General features: G+C 70.6%; 15 protein-coding genes. 8 read left to right on the forward strand and 7 right to left on the reverse strand.

Going from position 1 to position 16136, the window contains the following annotated elements:
* The first annotated feature begins 44 nt into the window (after window positions 1-44).
* From HALOF300_RS02205 to HALOF300_RS02215, 3 genes are all read left to right on the forward strand, one after another.
* Window positions 45-398, forward strand: a complete 354-nt coding sequence (locus tag HALOF300_RS02205) for a hypothetical protein (protein ID WP_156739007.1) — start codon at window positions 45-47, stop codon at window positions 396-398.
* 491 nt (window positions 399-889) lie between these two features.
* Window positions 890-1192 (forward strand): hypothetical protein, encoded by a 303-nt coding sequence (locus HALOF300_RS02210; protein ID WP_156739008.1) that lies wholly within the window; start codon window positions 890-892, stop codon window positions 1190-1192.
* A complete protein-coding gene (locus HALOF300_RS02215; protein WP_156739009.1) occupies window positions 1189-2742 on the forward strand; it encodes a hypothetical protein in 1554 nt (517 codons plus the stop codon). Before HALOF300_RS02210 ends, HALOF300_RS02215 begins: the two co-directional genes overlap by 4 nt.
* A 4-nt stretch (window positions 2743-2746) precedes the next feature.
* On the opposite strand, the gene HALOF300_RS02220 is transcribed toward HALOF300_RS02215, so the two are convergent.
* Window positions 2747-3139, reverse strand: a complete 393-nt coding sequence (locus HALOF300_RS02220; protein ID WP_156739010.1) for a phage holin family protein — start codon at window positions 3137-3139, stop codon at window positions 2747-2749.
* Between the two features lie 109 nt (window positions 3140-3248).
* Here HALOF300_RS02220 and HALOF300_RS02225 point away from each other — a divergent pair, with 109 nt between their 5' ends.
* The 4 genes from HALOF300_RS02225 (at window position 3249) to HALOF300_RS02240 (ending at window position 8292) form a co-directional block, all read left to right on the forward strand.
* The gene (locus HALOF300_RS02225) at window positions 3249-4403 is read left to right on the forward strand and encodes a histidinol-phosphate transaminase (protein ID WP_156739011.1); all 1155 of its coding nucleotides are present in this window, start codon (window positions 3249-3251) and stop codon (window positions 4401-4403) included.
* 261 nt (window positions 4404-4664) lie between these two features.
* The gene (gene pdhA / locus HALOF300_RS02230) at window positions 4665-5828 is read left to right on the forward strand and encodes a pyruvate dehydrogenase (acetyl-transferring) E1 component subunit alpha (protein WP_156739012.1); all 1164 of its coding nucleotides are present in this window, start codon (window positions 4665-4667) and stop codon (window positions 5826-5828) included.
* Complete coding sequence (locus HALOF300_RS02235) at window positions 5825-6841, forward strand: alpha-ketoacid dehydrogenase subunit beta (protein ID WP_156739013.1); 1017 nt, start codon at window positions 5825-5827, stop codon at window positions 6839-6841. The genes pdhA and HALOF300_RS02235 overlap by 4 nt, the downstream gene beginning before the upstream one ends.
* Before the next feature lie 32 nt (window positions 6842-6873).
* The gene (locus tag HALOF300_RS02240; protein WP_156739014.1) at window positions 6874-8292 is read left to right on the forward strand and encodes a dihydrolipoamide acetyltransferase family protein; all 1419 of its coding nucleotides are present in this window, start codon (window positions 6874-6876) and stop codon (window positions 8290-8292) included.
* A gap of 27 nt (window positions 8293-8319) precedes the next feature.
* Here the strand turns inward: HALOF300_RS02240 and HALOF300_RS02245 are convergent, their stop codons facing one another.
* The 6 genes from HALOF300_RS02245 to HALOF300_RS02270 form a co-directional block, all read right to left on the reverse strand.
* A complete protein-coding gene (locus HALOF300_RS02245; protein WP_156739015.1) occupies window positions 8320-9276 on the reverse strand; it encodes a hypothetical protein in 957 nt (318 codons plus the stop codon).
* Window positions 9273-10358 (reverse strand): vWA domain-containing protein, encoded by a 1086-nt coding sequence (locus HALOF300_RS02250; RefSeq protein ID WP_156739016.1) that lies wholly within the window; start codon window positions 10356-10358, stop codon window positions 9273-9275. Before HALOF300_RS02250 ends, HALOF300_RS02245 begins: the two co-directional genes overlap by 4 nt.
* Window positions 10355-11395: a vWA domain-containing protein gene (locus tag HALOF300_RS02255; RefSeq protein WP_156739017.1), complete on the reverse strand. Its 1041-nt coding sequence runs from the start codon at window positions 11393-11395 to the stop codon at window positions 10355-10357. Before HALOF300_RS02255 ends, HALOF300_RS02250 begins: the two co-directional genes overlap by 4 nt.
* A complete protein-coding gene (locus HALOF300_RS02260; protein WP_156739018.1) occupies window positions 11389-11898 on the reverse strand; it encodes a DUF4381 family protein in 510 nt (169 codons plus the stop codon). Before HALOF300_RS02260 ends, HALOF300_RS02255 begins: the two co-directional genes overlap by 7 nt.
* Complete coding sequence (locus HALOF300_RS02265) at window positions 11885-12775, reverse strand: DUF58 domain-containing protein (protein ID WP_154796237.1); 891 nt, start codon at window positions 12773-12775, stop codon at window positions 11885-11887. The genes HALOF300_RS02260 and HALOF300_RS02265 overlap by 14 nt, the downstream gene beginning before the upstream one ends.
* 70 nt (window positions 12776-12845) lie before the next feature.
* Window positions 12846-13868 carry an AAA family ATPase gene (locus HALOF300_RS02270; RefSeq protein ID WP_156739019.1) on the reverse strand — a complete coding sequence of 341 codons (1023 nt, stop codon included), beginning with the start codon at window positions 13866-13868 and terminating at the stop codon, window positions 12846-12848.
* 209 nt (window positions 13869-14077) lie between these two features.
* Here HALOF300_RS02270 and HALOF300_RS02275 point away from each other — a divergent pair, with 209 nt between their 5' ends.
* Window positions 14078-16129 (forward strand): cytochrome c oxidase assembly protein, encoded by a 2052-nt coding sequence (locus tag HALOF300_RS02275; RefSeq protein WP_156739020.1) that lies wholly within the window; start codon window positions 14078-14080, stop codon window positions 16127-16129.
* The last annotated feature ends 7 nt before the right edge of the window (window positions 16130-16136 follow it).

Below are 16136 nucleotides of genomic sequence, written 5' to 3' on the forward strand. Positions count from 1 at the left end.
GCGTGGACCGACGCAGTCAGCCGGGCGGGCCGACGTGCTCGGGGGTGAAGGCCGACGAGTTCGGTGTTCACTACGCGCTGTGCGCGCCAGCGCGCCTCGGCGACGGTTCGCTTCAGGTCTTCGAGCAGACGGGAGTGGTCGTCGGGAAGGTTCCGGACGTCCACCACTATGGTCCGGAGATGAGTTTCAACTTCGCATGGATTCTGGCTGCGATCGTGCCGTGGCTGATCGGAGCGTTGCTGGCCTATGGGGTCATTCGGCTGGGGGTGAAGCACGGCATCCTCGACGCGGACCGCCAACGCGGGCGGGATGCCTCGAATAGCCGGTACGCCGGGTCGCAAGGCGGAGACATTCCCGCTCCGCTGAGTCCACCCCCGAGCAGCAGCCCGAACAGGTGAAGCAAATGACGCGAAACGGTTCACCTTCTGGCGTCTCCAGAGTAGGGCCGCGTCGATTTGTGGGTTCTGCTCCGAGGTCCGTGGCAGTGCGCATTGCCATTGCCGCTGCCGGCTTCTTCGCTGTGGGTGTTCTCATGAGCCTGATGAGAGGGATGTCGTGGCACGCCGCCACGACCTGGTGGATGCTCGGCGCCGGTCTTTGCGTGGTCGGAGTCCGTGAACTGGTCACCCGTCGAATCCGGTTGCAGAGCGCCTCGGTTCCAGGGCCGAGTCAAGGCGCGCATGGCGGTTCCGAGGAGTCGTAATCCCACAGCCACCCATGGCCGTCCCTCGTGCGACACTCCCTGCCGCGGTTGGCCAGGAGCACGGCGGCAGTGGGGCTGCGGACTCATGGCGGATGTCGGTCCACAGGGGAGAAGGCGGTGCAGACGGGTCCACCGGTACCGGCGCCAACGCGGTGGCAGGTGGGAGCGGTGCCTAGCGTCGGGTCCATGAGAGCCTCCCCTTCGCCCATGATCGCCCCGCCCGGACTGCCCGGCGGCGCCGCGTCCGCCCTCCTGGCCGCGGCCGCTGAGCAGGTCCGCCTCGGCCGGGCCGCGTACGCCGCCGTGCTGCCGGAGCACTGGGACTCGCCCGCCGCGAGCGCCTACCGGCGCCGGGTCGCCGTGCTCACCTCCGCCACCGACCGTCTCGCCCAGACGCTCGACGCCGCGGCGGCGGCGGCCCGCGTCCACGAGAACCAGAGCGCAGCCGTTCGCGCTGCGTTGGCCGGTCCGACGATGACCCTGCGATGAGCGGCGGCATGGTGCCCGACGGCGCACCGTCCAGCGCCGCCGGGAACGCCGCCGCCGCACAACTCGTCGTCTACGGCGCGCCATTGGCCGCGGACCCGGCGGAACTACGGGACCTGGCGGCCGCCGTCGACGGCGGTTCGGCGCAGATCGGCCGCGGCCGCGCCCTGATTCAGCGCGGACTCGCGATCCTGCACGAGACCGCCACCCTCGACGCGGGCTCGTCGGGGCCGGCGATCGCCCGGTGCTGGGAGGCGCTGCTGTGTGTCGGCGGGGTCAACGAGGAGGCGGACGGGATCGCAGCGGCGCTGCGGGCGGCGGCCGCCGACTACGAGCGGGCCGAGGCGCAAGCTCAGGCGGGGTTCACCCGGGGCCTGATCGTGACACCACCGCCGGCCCTTGGCCTGCCATGGGACCCGATCAGCATGATGCGGCCGTTGACCATGCTGGGCGTTGCGTTCGCTGGGGCCTTCGCCCGGGGGCAGTGGACTCCGACGGACGCGCAGTTCGGCGCCTACCTGGAGTCCTGGGCGGGAACCGTGACGAGTTCGCTCGGCGTGTACACGGTGGGCGACGATCGTCCTGGCTCCTCGATCCAGACCCTGGCCGGGTTGCTCGCCCCATTGGCGACAGTCGGGATGGGCATCGGGCACTCGGTCCGGGTGCGTCAGATCGATCCGCCCGGAGTGGTGCCGACCGGGGCGCCGACGACGGCCACGGGGCCAGCCCTGAGCGGGGTGACCGGGGCGGTCGGCAGCCTGTACGGGCTGTACCCGCGCTACGGCGGCCCGGAGGGCGGGGTCCGGGTCGACCGGGTGGTCGGACCGGACGGCGCGGTGTCCTGGCAGGTCATCGTGCCCGGCACCCAGACCGAGTTGGTCCCCGAACTGGCACTGCCGGAGCCGGTCGGCGTGCCGTGGCAGAGCGACCCGGGCCCGGCGGTGCCGATGCCGCTCCCGGGGACCGTGCTGCGGCAGCCGGCGAACGCCATCAACAACGACAACCCGTTCGACTGGGGCACGAACCTCCAGGCCTTCGCCGGGATGGACACCGCCGTGGAGGACGGCGTGATCCAGGCCATGGAGCAGGCGGGTGTCCCACCGGATGAGCCGGTGCTGCTGGTCGGGCACTCCCAGGGGGCGATGACGACGATGCGACTGGCCGAGGACCCGGCGTTCACCGAGCGGTTCGAGGTCCGGTCCGTGATCACAGTCGGCGGGCCGGTGGGTCACATCGAGACCCCCGCCGACATCGCCGTCCTCAACATCGAGCACGTCGACGACCTCACGTCGGGGCTGGAGAACACCGCCAACCCGGTCGAACCCGGCCGCACCACGGTGATCCGGGACCTCGCCGCTTCGCCCGACCCAGCGGATCAAGGAGTGACGTCCGTCGCTCAGGCCCACGACATCCCGGCATACGTGCGCACCGCGCAGATGATCGACGCCTCGACCGACCCGGCCGTGCGTGCCTGGTTCGCGGCGTCGCGGGACGTCCTCGGCGGCCCCGGGGACTCGGCCTCCTCGCGCTACTACCAGTTCGAGCGCGAATGAGGACTCAGTGGGTCTGCTTCTTGCGCCCGTCGGGCAGGATCACCGTCAGGATCACCGCGATGATCGAGATCACCAGCGCCGCGAGCACCGCCGACCAGAACCCGTCCACCGTGAGGCCGTAGGTCGTGAACGAGGTGAGCCAGCTGGTGAGCATCAGCATCAGGGCGTTGACGACGAGGTGGAAGAGCCCGAGGGTCAGGATATAGAACGGGATCGAGAGCACCTGGACGATCGGCTTGACGATCGCGTTGACGAGCGTGAAGACCAACGCGACCACCGCCACCACGATCACGGTGCCGAGCGGGGTGCCGTCCGTGGCCAGCTCCAGACCGGACAGCCACAGCGAGGTCAGCCAGATGGCGATCCCGTTGATGATCACTCTGATGACGAAACTCATGGGCCCGATCCTGCCATGAGCAGTCCGGAGATGGCAGCGGGCTGGACTCGCGCGACTCTGGCGGGGACGGACGCGTGCATCGACCGGTGCGCACGGGCATGCTGGGCGGATGGCATCGCGCATCCCCGGACCACCGGCCTTCGACGCACCTCCACCACCCCCGGAGGCGCCGCCGGTGCGGCTGCGCAAGGAACTGCTGGACCTGCCCGCACACGTACCTGGCGCCGTCGGGGCCACCGCCGCCGTGTTCAAGCTCTCCGCCAATGAACTGCCGTTCCCGCCGCTGCCCGCGGTGATCGCGGCCATCCACGACGCGGCCGAGGACGTGAACCGCTACCCGCAGGTCTACGGCGCCCGGCTCCTGCGCGCCATCGCGACCCATCATGGGGTCGTCGAGGACCAGGTGCTGATCGGCAACGGGGCGGTCGCGCTCGCCGAACTGCTGATCCGCTCGATGTGCTCGCCCGGCGATGAGGTGGTGCACCCGTGGCGGTGCTTCGAGGCCTATCCCGCCGTGGCCCGTGCGAACGGGGCGGTCAGTGTGCCGGTGCCGCTGCGCGCGGACGGCAGCCATGACCTGGCCGCGATGGCCGTCGCGGTCACCGAGCGCACCCGGGTGATCGTTGTGGCTGCCCCGGCGGATCCCACCGGGGCCTCCATCACCCACACCGACCTGCTCGCGTTCCTCGAGGTGGTGCCGGCCGACGTGATGGTGATCCTGGACGAGTCCTACGTGCAGTTCGACCGCACGGACGGCCGGATCGACTCCCGTGCCTTGTTGCCCATCCACAGGAACGTGGTGGTGTTGCGCACCTTCTCGAACGCCTACGGACTGGCGGGGCTGCGTATCGGCTACGCCCTGGCCCGACGCCGGCTGGTGCGGGTGCTGCGCCGGGTGTCGACCCCGTTCGGCGTCAGTGAGCTCGGTCAGGTCGCGGCCATGGCCGCCCTGAAGCAGACGGCGCTCGTGGAGTCCCGCGTGGCGGAGATCGTCGCCGAACGGGACCGCGTCGTGGCAGCCCTGCGCGATCAGGGCTGGGACGTGGGGGACCCGCAGGGAAACTTCTACTGGCTGCCGCTGGGCGAGCGCAGCTCCCTCTTCGCGCGGGACACCGTGCAGTCCGGAGTGACGGTGCGACCGTTCCCGGGCGAGGGCGTGCGGATCTCGATCGGGGAGCCCGAGGCCAACGACATCGCGCTCGCCGTCGCGGCCAGGTGGGTGCGCCGGGTGATGTCCCCCGGGGAGCCGGGCGGCTTCGCCTGACGTCCGTTGCGACCCGGCCGATCGCACGCCGGCGAAGCGGGCACCGCGCGTGTTTTGGTGGCGACGCGCGGCGTGAAGTGCGACATTGGTGCTATGCCCTGACCGGGCACCTCAGGTAGCTCTTCACCGACGCAGAGTTGGAGGTTCTCTACAAAATCGACCCCGCGACGTGGTGGATCGGCCGAACTCGGAACTTACGGTCCCGTAGCCTACGCTGGCGTAGGTTGCACGTCGCGAACCGTTGATCCACATTCCACACGAATGGAGTTCGGTGTGATTCAGTCCGACATCCAAGGGGAGACCCCCCACGTCGGCACACAGGATGACGACCTCATCCAATTGCTCACCATCACCGGCGAGCGCGTGCACCAACAGACCTATTCACCGCTGGTCGAACACCTCGACCGCGCGGCCCTTGAGGGCCTCTACCGGGACATGGTCCTGGTCCGGCGCTTCGACACCGAGGCCACCGCACTGCAGCGGCACGGCGAACTCGGGCTGTGGCCGCAGTGCCTCGGCCAGGAGGCGGCCCAGATCGGCTCCGGGCGGGCACTGGCCGCCCAGGACCACGTGTTCCCGTCCTATCGCGAGCACGGCGTCGGCTGGACCCGCGGCCTGGACCTGCGCAAGGTCCTGCACCAGTTCCGTGGTGAGGACCACGGCGGCTGGGACCCCGCCGAGCACAACTTCTCGCTGTACACCCTCGTGATCGGCTCGCACGCCCTGCACGCGACCGGCTACGCGATGGGCGTGCAGCGCGACGGCGACGTCGGCACCGGGAACCCCGAGCGCGACCGCGCCGTGGTCGCCTACTTCGGGGACGGCGCCACCTCCCAGGGGGACGTCAGCGAGGCGATGGTGTTCGCCGCGGTCAACGACGCGCCCGTGGTGTTCTTCTGTCAGAACAACCAGTGGGCGATCTCCGAGCCCACCGAGCGGCAGAGCCGCGTCCCGCTGTACCGCCGCGGCTCCGGGTTCGGCATCCCGGGCGTCCGGGTGGACGGCAACGACGTGCTCGCCTGCTACGCCGTCACGCAGGAGGCGCTCGAGCGCGCCCGCAGCGGCGGTGGCCCCACGTTCATCGAGGCCGTCACCTACCGGATGGGCGCGCACACCACCTCCGACGACCCGACCCGCTACCGCAGCCGCGCCGAGGAGGACTACTGGCGCACGCGGGACCCGATCGACCGGCTCAAGCTGCACCTGGTCGCCGAGGGCACCGCGCCCGAGTTCTTCACAGCCCTCGACGAGGAGGCCGAGGCGTTCGGCGCACAGATCCGCGACTACTGCCGGTCGATCCCGAAGGCAGCTCCGAGCCGCATCTTCGAGCACGTGTACGCCGCCGAGCACTCCCTGGTGGAGGCCGAGCGGGCCTGGTTCGACGAATACGAGGCCGGCTTCGCCACGGAAGGAGCGCAGCGATGAGCGATCGAGGCGGAATCCAGCGCATCCCGATGGCGAAGGCCATCAACCTCGGGCTGCGCCGCTCCATGGAACGCGACAACAAGGTCCTGCTGATGGGCGAGGACATCGGCAAGCTCGGTGGTGTGTTCCGGGTGACCGACGGCCTCCAGAAGGACTTCGGCACCACCCGGGTGGTGGACACCCCGCTCGCCGAGTCCGGCATCATCGGCACCGCGATCGGGCTCGCGCTCGCGGGCTACCGCCCGGTCTGCGAGATCCAGTTCGACGGCTTCATCTTTCCCGCCTACGACCAGATCACCACGCAGCTCGCGAAGCTCCACTACCGCTCCCGCGGGGCTCTCGAGCTACCGGTCGTGATCCGGGTCCCGTTCGGCGGTGGCATCGGCGCCGTGGAGCACCACAGCGAGTCTCCCGAGGCCCTGTTCGCGCACACCGCCGGCCTGCGGGTGGTCAGCCCGGCCAACCCGGCCGACGCGTTCACGATGATCCAGCAGGCCATTGCCTCCCCGGACCCGGTGCTCTTCCTCGAGCCGAAGGCCCGGTACTGGGACAAGGCCGAGGTGGATGTGACCGCCGGTGACCAGGCGCTCGACCTCGGCGGGATCGGCGGACTGCACACCGCCCACGTGGTCCGGCCTGGCACGGACGTGACCATCGCCGCGTACGGGCCGACCGTCGCGACCGCGCTGGCCGCAGCAGGGGTGGCGGAGCAGGAGGGTCACAGCGTCGAGGTGCTGGACCTGCGCTCGATCTCCCCGATCGACTTCGACACCATCGCCGACTCGGTGCGCCGCACCGGCCGCCTGGTGGTGGCGCACGAGGCTCCCGTGTTCTTCGGGGCCGGTGCCGAGATCGCGGCCCGGATCAGCGAGCGGTGCTTCTACTCCCTGGAGGCTCCGGTGCTGCGCGTGGGTGGGTTCCACGCGCCATACCCGGTGGCCAACATCGAGGAGGACTACCTGCCGAACCTGGACCGGGTCCTGCACGCCGTCGACGCCGTTCTGGCGCACTGAGCCGCGCGACCGCGCAGAACTTGGAGTCAGTCATGCCGAAATACCTCGAGTTCCGTCTCCCCGACGTGGGAGAGGGCCTCACCGAGGCCGACATCGTCGACTGGAAGGTCACCGTGGGTGACGCGGTGACCGTCAACCAGGCGCTCGTCGAGATCGAGACGGCGAAGTCGCTGGTGGAACTGCCCAGCCCGCACGCCGGCGTCATCACCAAAGTGCTGGTCGAGGCCGGCGCCACCGTCGAGGTGGGCACGCCGATCGTCGTGATCGACACCGATCCCGACGGCGCCCCGGAGGCCGACGGCGGTTCCCCCGCCGTCGCGAGTGGTACCGGTGGAGCCGCCGACGGCGCAGCGTCCGCCGACGACGAGACCAGCGGTGACGTACTGGTCGGGTACGGCACGAAGCACGCCGCGGCGTCCCGCCGCCCGCGCCGCGCGGCCGAGCCGGCGCCCGCCGCACCCGCAGCAGCGCCGCCGTCGCCCCCTGCGCCCGCGACCGAACCCGCGACCATGGCAACCGTCGACGGCCAGGCCGCTGCGCCGTCGTCCACGATCTTGGCGAAGCCCCCGGTGCGCAAGCTCGCGAAGGACCTCGGCATCGACCTGAACCGGGTGCCGGGCACCGGCCCCGGCGGCATCATCACCCGGGGCGACGTGGAGGCGGCGGCGCAGCGGTCCGAGCCCGAGCGCCTGGTCAGCTACCCCGGCGACGACCGGCCCTGGCTCGACGGTGGTGTCGTGTCCGCGGACGGGCGCCAGACCCGGGTGCCGGTGCGCAGCGTGCGGGCCCGGACCGCGGAGGCGATGGTCGCGTCCGCGTTCACGGCGCCGCACGTCACCGTCTTCCAGACCGTGGACGTGACGAAGACGATGAAGCTCGTGGCCCGCCTCAAGGAGGACCGCGACTTCTCCGACACCCGGGTGACACCGCTGCTGATCGCGGCGAAGGCGCTGATCCTGGCGATCCGTCGGCACCCGACGATCAGCGCCGCATGGGACGACGCGACCCAGGAGATCGTGTACAAGCACTACATCAACCTCGGCATCGCGGCGTCCACGCCGCGTGGCCTCGTGGTGCCGAACATCAAGGACGCGCACCGGATGGGCCTGCACGAGCTCGCGGTGGCCCTCGGTGACCTCACCGCGACCGCGCGGGCCGGAAAGACCACGCCCGCGGCGATGACCGACGGGACCGTCACGATCACGAACGTCGGGGTGTTCGGGATCGACACCGGCACGCCGATCCTGAACCCGGGGGAGGCGGCGATCCTGGCGTTCGGGGCCATCTCGCAGCGACCGTGGGTGCACCACGGCAAGATCAAGCCGCGTTGGGTGACCCAGCTGGCGCTGTCGATGGATCACCGGCTGATCGACGGCGAACTCGGGTCCCGGGTGCTGGCCGACACGGCCCGCACGCTGGCCGACCCGGCCCAGGGCCTCGTCTGGGGCTGACGCCGAGGCGGCTGGCGGCTGCGAGCCCTACCAGTTCTGGCCGGAGCCGTCCCCACCACCGGAGGCCTGCTCCTCCGCGTCGCGGGAGGCCTGCGCCTCCTCGTTCCGGCTCTGCAGCTCCTCCTGACGCGGGTCGACGGACTCGCCGCCGGAACCCGACTCGCTGGGTTCCCCGGAGCCGGACTCGCTGCCGGATTCGCTGGGTTCCCCGGAGCCCGATTCGCTGCCGGACTCGCTGGGTTCCCCGGAGCCCGATTCGCTGCCGGACTCGCTGGGCTCGCCGGAGCCGGACTCGCTGCCGGATTCGCTGGGTTCCCCGGTGCCGGTCTCGCTCGGCTCGCCGGACGGTTCCTCGCCCTGCTGTTCCTGCTGCTGTTGCTGCTCCTCGGACTGCTCCTGGCTCTCCTGCTGGCGCTCCTCGGCCTCCTGGGCCTGCTCGCCGCCGTTGCCGCCGGACTCGCCGCAGTCGGCCAGGAGGTCCTGGGCCTCGCTGTAGCGCGCCGTGGACTGCGCGTAGTCACCGGCGATCCGGGCCTCGTCGCCGAGTCCCTCGACGGCGAGCGAGTAGTTGGTCCGGACCGTGCACTCGTCCTCGCCGCGGGGCTCACCGTCCGGGGCCTTCGGCACCATGTCCAGCGCCACCTCGAACTCCTGGGTGGCCCCGAAGAAGTCCCCGCCCGCGTAGATCGCGGTGCCCTGGTTGAAGTAGGGCTTCCACGGCTCGATCACGTTGAAGAACTCGAGCGCGGCGAACCGCTCCGCCGCGGTGTTGTGGTTCTCGTTGTCGTAGGCGCTCTGACCGGCGGTGTTGATCGCGACGGCGCTGAGCAGCTTGAGGGCGGCCAGGAACGCGATCACTACCACCGGCAGCGACCAGAGCAGCAGGGCCCGGCGGCGCTTGGCGAGTTTGTCCAGGAACCGCTGGTCGCGGATCTCCTCCGTGGTCTGGAACTCCCCGGGCGGCGGCAGGATGTCGACGCTCATCGTGGGCTCCCCTTCCCGGCCGGTTCGGGTTCTCGCCGGGAGTTCTCCCGACGGCGATCCCTCGTCTCGACCTCGTTCTTGCGGCGGGTCCTGGGTACCTCGCGGGTGAGGTCCCACGCCTCCCAGGCGAGCAGCAGCGCCAGGATGACGGCGGCCGGCCAGTAGACGTCCCGATAGGTGGTGTTGTCGCGGCGTCCGTCGGCGGCGATGTCCTGGACGTCGATGCCCTCGACGAGGAAGCTCACGTCGTCCGGGGTGATCCGGTGGGTGTACTCCACGCCGAGCTGTCCGGCCAGGGTACGCAGGTTGTCCTCGTTGTACTGCGAGATGCCCGGCTGGCCGTCGGGGCCGGTGATGTAGGGCGCGTCGGTGCCGAAGCCGGTGTCGGAGGTGCCGTCGTAGGAGCGCATCATGCCGCCCTCGGACGTGCCGTAGCCCATCACGGCGCCGCCGTCGAACAGCGGGCCGAGCGCCTCGAACGACTCGAACTCGTTGCCGGCCGTCGAGTCGGAGCCGTCGGTGTTCTCGCCGTCGGAGAGGAAGAACACCAGACGCACGTTCTCCGGGCCGCGCTCGAGCGCGGCGTTCACGGAGTCGGTCAGGGCCTGCAGGGGCCGGTCGATCGAGGAACCGGCCGAGTAGGCGGTGATCTCCTGGGTGACGGTGTCCGCCCAGGACCGCACGGCTCGCGCGTCCGTGGTCATCGGCAGCTGCCGGGTGGCCTGGGAGTCGAACGAGATGATCGTGTACCGGGCACCGGGCATGGCCTCGGTGAGCGCCACCATGTCGGCCTGCACACCCTCCAGGCGAGCGCGGCCGTCGTCGTAGTCCTCGGCGGCCATCGACCCGGTCCGGTCGACCACGAAGAACAGTTCCGCGTTCGAGGTCAGCAACTCGCTGTCCGTGCGCGGCACGGCCGGGCAGAGCCCGATGACCAGGGCGGCCACGAGGATCCCGGACCGGCGCAGCCAGTCCCGGCGGCGGGCGCCGTGGGAGGCCTTGACCCGCCATAGGGCGAGCCCGATCAGGGGCACGAAGATGATGAGGAGCAGCCACAGCGGCAGGAGCATGCGCAGGGTCATGTCCGCAGCCTCCAGACGGCGAGGATGTATATCCCCACGAGCGCCATCAGCCAGGGGAAGAACTGCTCCGGCCGGTCGCTGACCACCACCTCGGGGTTGGCGTCCAGTTCTGCCGCCTGCTGGGAGGTGATGTTGTCGATGATCCCGTCGACGGCTCCGGGGTCGTCACTGGCGTAGAAGAGCCCGTCGTGCAGCTCCACGACGTCGCGGTACTCCTTCTCCTGGGCCGCCGACGTCGGGGTGACCTCGCCGGCGTAGAAGCCGTGCAGCGTGATGCCACGATCGGCCACGAGCTCACCGGCCTCGGGCAGGGTGTAGATCTCGTTGCCGAACACCTCGTTGTCCGTGGCCAGGATGATGGAGCGGGATCTCTCGGTGTCCGTCAGGTCGAAGGACAGGGCGCAGGTGGCCAGCCCGTCGCCGACCAGGGAGGACGAACTGTCACCCAGGCCCGTCGTGCCGAGCACGAAGTCGAGCAGCCGGTCGTAGGCGGCCGGGTCGAAGGACAGGTCGTCCAGGGAGTCCAGGTCGAAGTCGAGGGCGTCCGCGGCGTACCGCAGCTCCTCCTCGACGAGGTCGTAGTCGTCGGTGAGCGGGAACACGGTGCGGGAGGTCGAGTTCCAGATCGAGAGCGCGATCCGCTCGCCGTTGAAGCTGGGCAGCAGCTCGAGGAACTTCTCGACCACCTGGGTGTCGTACTCGATCATCGAGCCGGACACGTCCAGGCACAGGACGATGTCCCGGGTCGCCAGTTCGTCGGCGCGGGTGACCTTCTCCACCGGCCGAGCGGTCAGGAACCCGGTCGCCACGACGGCGCCGATCAGCACGACCGCGAGGCCGGACAGCAGCACCCGGTACTTGCTCATCCGGGACCGGAACGAGGGCAGTGAGGTCAGGTAGGACGCATTCGCCACCCACGTGACGGCGGCGCGTTCGCGCTTGGCGGCCCGCGCGAACCAGCCCGCCACGAGTGCCGCGACGGCCACCACGATCACGGCGGCGATCGCCCACGGGTGCAGGAACGTCTCGGTCACCATTCCCGGATCACCCCCCGCGCGTCCTCGGTCGCGGACAGTGCCTCGGCGTCGGAGTCGGACGCGAACGCCGGCTCCTGGTACTCCTCGAGCAGCATCGAGAGCCGGTCGGTGCCTTCCAGGGTCGCGATCTCACCGACGGTCAGCGAACTCGTGTCCATCCGGAGGCGCCCGTTCGCGAACTCCCGCAGGATGTGGTTCAGGTCCAGGTGCAGGGTGCGCAGGTCGGACTCACCCTCCCGGTAGCGGGCCTCGGCGGCGTCGACCTCGTCGAGCGTCTCCTTGCGCAGGCCCGAGTACCGGTCCCGGCGGCCGCCGTCGGCGTCCTTCGCGGAACGCTCCCGGGTGAAGTAGAAGACCCACCAGTACCAGGCGGCGATGAGGACCAGCAGCGCGGCACCGACGATCCACACCCACATCGAGAACGACGCCGGGTCGACCGGTTCGTTGATCGGGGCGGCTCCGACGTTGGCCACGGCGGTGGCGGCAGTGTCAGTGGCGAACACGGCGCTGCCTCCTCAACAGGTCGAACATCCGGTCGATCAGCTCGTCCTCACTGTTGGCGGTGACCGCCTCGATGCCCTGCCGGCGGAGCATGGCCGCGACGTCCTGACGGCGGCGCAGCGCGGCGTCGGCCGCCTCGGCTGCGAGGTCCTTGCGCGAGCGCAGGTACTCGGGGATCTCGAGGTGGCCGTCGACGTCGTCGATGACCCGCTCCGAGAACGCCGTGGGCAACGCGTCGCCGATCTGGATCACCATCACCTCGTGGCGGGTGCGCAGCCGCTTCAGGCCGAGCTCGTGCTCGGGCAGCGGCCGGGCCTCGTCGGTGATCAGGACCACCAGGGAGCGGCGGGTGAACCAGGTCAGGACCCGGTCGAACACCCGGTTCAGGTTGCTCGGCGGTGCCTGGAGGTCGAGCATCGCCTCGGCCCGGCGCAGCAGCATCTCCATGTGCTCGGTGCCGCCGCGGGCCGGGATCTGCACGACCCGGTCCTCGTCGCCGGCCACGAGGGCCACCAGGTCCCCGCGGGCCCGGGCGAGGTAACAGATCACCTCGGCGGCGAACAGGGCGATGTCGGACTTCTTCGAGCCGTCCGGGGCCGTCGCGGCCATGTTCCGGCCGGTGTCCACGGCGAGCACCATGGCCACGTTCGAGTCCCGCACGAACCGGCGGATCACCGGGTGCCCGGACGAGGCGCTGGACTTCCAGTCGATGTCGCCGACGTCGTCGCCGAACTGGTACAGCGCCATCTCGTCGAAGTCCTGGCCGTGGCCGGAGTAGATGGACCGGTGCCGTCCCTCCAGCAGGCCCGCGGCGCGCCGGACCGTGGGAAGGTCGAGCCGTGCTCGGACCTTCGCCAGGCGCGATCGGGACTGTGCCAAGTGGGTGACTCCTTGCTGATCGGGAGGGTGGTTCGCCGTCAGTACTGGGGTGCGGGGTGCCGCGGCCCGGTCAGGGGCTCGGCACCGCCGCGTAGACCGCGTCGATGAGCGACTCGGGCGCCACGTTGTTGGCGAGCGCGTCGTAGGTGCGCACGATGCGGTGTCTCAGGATCGAGTGGCGCAGCGCCTTGACGTCGTCCGGGACCACGTAGGAGCGGCCGGCCTGCACGGCCAGCGCCTGGGCGATCCGCATCAGGGCGATGCCACCACGTGGGCTCGCACCGACCCGCACGTGCTGGCTCAGGTTCGGCAGTGGGCGCGGCCCGCCGCCACGGGTCGTGTTGATGATCGCCACGATGTACTGCTTGATCGCGGTGTCCACGTACACCTTCTCCACCAGCGACTGCAGGAACTCGAGGTCCGGCAGCGAGATCGGCTGCGCGGACAGTGGGGCCGTCATCGACCCGGAGTTGATCCGCTCGAGGATGTCCACCTCCTCGTCCGGCGCCGGGTAGGTGAGCACCTCCTTCATGAGGAACCGGTCCATCTGGGCCTCGGGCAGCACGTAGGTGCCCTCTTCCTCGATGGGGTTCTGGGTGGCCAGCACCATGAACGGCCTCGGCAGCTTGAAGACCTCGCCACCGATCGAGGTCTGCTTCTCCTGCATCGCCTCCAGCATCGCGGACTGCGTCTTCGCCGAGGACCGGTTGATCTCGTCGAGCAGCACGAGGTTCGCGTGCACCGGCCCGAGCTGGGTGGCGAACTCACCGGTGGCGTAGTTGTAGATCTGGGTGCCGATGATGTCGTTCGGCATCAGGTCCGGCGTGCACTGGATCCGGTGGAACGAGCCACCGACGGCGGAGGCCAGCGTCTGCGCGGCCGTCGTCTTGGCCAGTCCGGGCACCGACTCGAGCAGCACGTGCCCGCCGGCGAGCAGTGAGGAGATGAGCGCGGTGCGCAACGGCGCCTGCCCGACGATGCGCTGATCGAACACCCGCGAGATCTGTCCGAGCAGCGCGGTGGCGCGGCGGGAATCGTCATAGGAGATGGGTGATGTCGATGGCGCCAGGTGTGACGGGGCTGGGTTGGACATGGTCTCCCACTTGGTGACGACGGCGGATGCATCCGCGATTATGCCAGTGCTTCCTTGGAGTTCCCTGGGCGCTGACGGGCAGCCCTGCCCATCCGTGCGCCGAACGAGGGCCTACCGGGTGACCGAGATCTCCCTACCCGGCGCGTTGGCCGGGCCCTGCTCGGTCACAGCCGGGCGGCGGGCGCTCCGGCGCCGATTAGGCTCGTTGGGTGTCCGTGATCCCTGCCCCGTTGCGCTGGGTGCTCGCCGCACTGCCGACGGCGGTGCTCGCCTGCGTCCTCGGCCTCGCCTTCTCCGGTGCGGCCGCGCCGACGCTGGTCGCGGACTCCGGTGCGCTGGTCCGGTGGGGGTTGCCGGTCGTCACGGTGCTCAGCGAGGCGGCCGCGGCGGTGACCCTCGGCGGGCTGGTGCTGATGCTGTTCGCGCTGCCGCGACCGCCGGAGCCGGCCGGCCGGCCCACGTCGGCACGTGCGACGGAGCGCACCGGCGGCCGTTCCAAGCCCGGCAGGACCAGGGCTGGCCGGTCCGACGGTGCCGCGTGGGTCCTCGCGGCCCGGGTGGTGGCCTGGTCGGGTCCCGCCTGGGCGCTGCTGCTGGTGGCGGACATGGTGCTCGGGTACGCCTCCGTCGCGGGCCGGCCGCTCGGCGGCGCCGGCTTCGGCGACGAGCTCGCGTTCTATCTCACCGAGATCTCCACCGGCCGCGCGGCCCTGGTGACCGCGATCATCGCCGCACTGGCCTCGGTGGCGTGCGTCGCCGTCGCCGGGTACGGCACCGCCATGCTGGCCGCCGTCGTGAGCTTCGCCGTGCTGATCCCGGTCGCCACCACCGGACACGCCGCCGGCGCCGCGAACCATGACCTCGGCATGACCGGCCTGTTCGCACACCTCGCCGCGGTCTGCATCTGGATGGGCGGCCTCGTCGTCCTGTGCATCTGCGCGCCACGGCTGGGCCGGGACCTGCGTGCCGTCGTCGGGCGCTACTCGACGATCGCGATCTGGGCTTTCCTCGGCGTGGGCCTGTCCGGAGCGGCGAACGCCTGGATCCGGCTCGGCTCCCCGTACGGCTTCCTCACCGACTACGGCCTGATCCTGCTCGCCAAGATCGCCGCGTTCGTGGTGCTCGGCGTGTTCGGGTATCTGCACCGGCAGCGCACGATCCCGAAGCTCCCGGCCGACGGCGGCTCTCGCTCCGTGTTCTGGCGGCTCGCCGGGGTCGAGGTGCTCGTGATGGCAGCGGCGACCGGACTGGCGGTGGCGCTGGCCTCCACCGGCCCTCCGGTGGCGCAGGTGCCGGTGGAGGGGCAGAGCCCCGCCGAGGTGCTGTCCCAGTACCCGGTGCCGCCGGCGCCGACGCTGGCCCGGTGGTTCACCGAGTGGACCCCGGACCTGTTGTTCGGCACGCTGAGCCTGGTCCTGGCGGTGCAGTATCTGCGCTGGGTATGGCGGTTGCGCCGCCGCGGCGACACCTGGCCGGTGCGCCGCACGGTGATCTGGGTCGTCGCCGTCGCCGCCTTCGCGTGGGTGACCTGCGGCGGCCCCACCGTCTACGGCCGGATCATGTTCAGTGCGCACATGCTCGAGCACATGAGCCTGGTGATGGTCATCCCCATCCTGTTCGTGCTGGCCGCACCCGTGACGCTCGCGCTGCGGGCGCTGCCGGGCCGCACCGACGGCTCCCGTGGCCCCCGCGAGTGGCTGCTCGCGCTGGTGCACTCACGTGCGGCCCGGATCTTCGGGAACCCGGTGGTCGCGGCTGTGAACTTCGTCGGCTCGCTGATCCTCTTCTACTTCACGCCGCTGTTCGAGCTCGCACTGACCACCCACCTCGGTCACATCGGCATGGTGGTGCACTTCAGTCTCGCCGGGTACATGTTCGTGAACGTCCTGATCGGTATCGACCCCGGGCCGGCCCGGCCCAGCTACCCGCTGCGCCTGCTCCTGCTGTTCGCGACCATGGCGTTCCACGCGTTCTTCGGGGTCGCGCTGATCTCGATGACCAGCCTGCTCGCGGCAGACTACTTCGGTGCCCTCGGCCTGCCCTGGGGCGTTGACGCGCTCGCGGACCAGGAGACCGGCGGCGAGATCACCTGGGGCATCGGGGAGGTGCCGAGCCTGATCCTGGCGGTGAGCCTCGCCGTCGCCTGGGCCAAGGACGACGCTCGCACGGCCAAGCGCCTCGACCGCGCCGCCGACCGGGACGACGATGCCGACCTCAAGGCCTACAACGCGATGCTCGAGCGGATGTCCAAGGACGGCTGACCGTCCC

It is taken from the genome of Occultella aeris, assembly GCF_902703175.1.
GTDB lineage: Bacteria > Actinomycetota > Actinomycetes > Actinomycetales > Beutenbergiaceae > Occultella > Occultella aeris.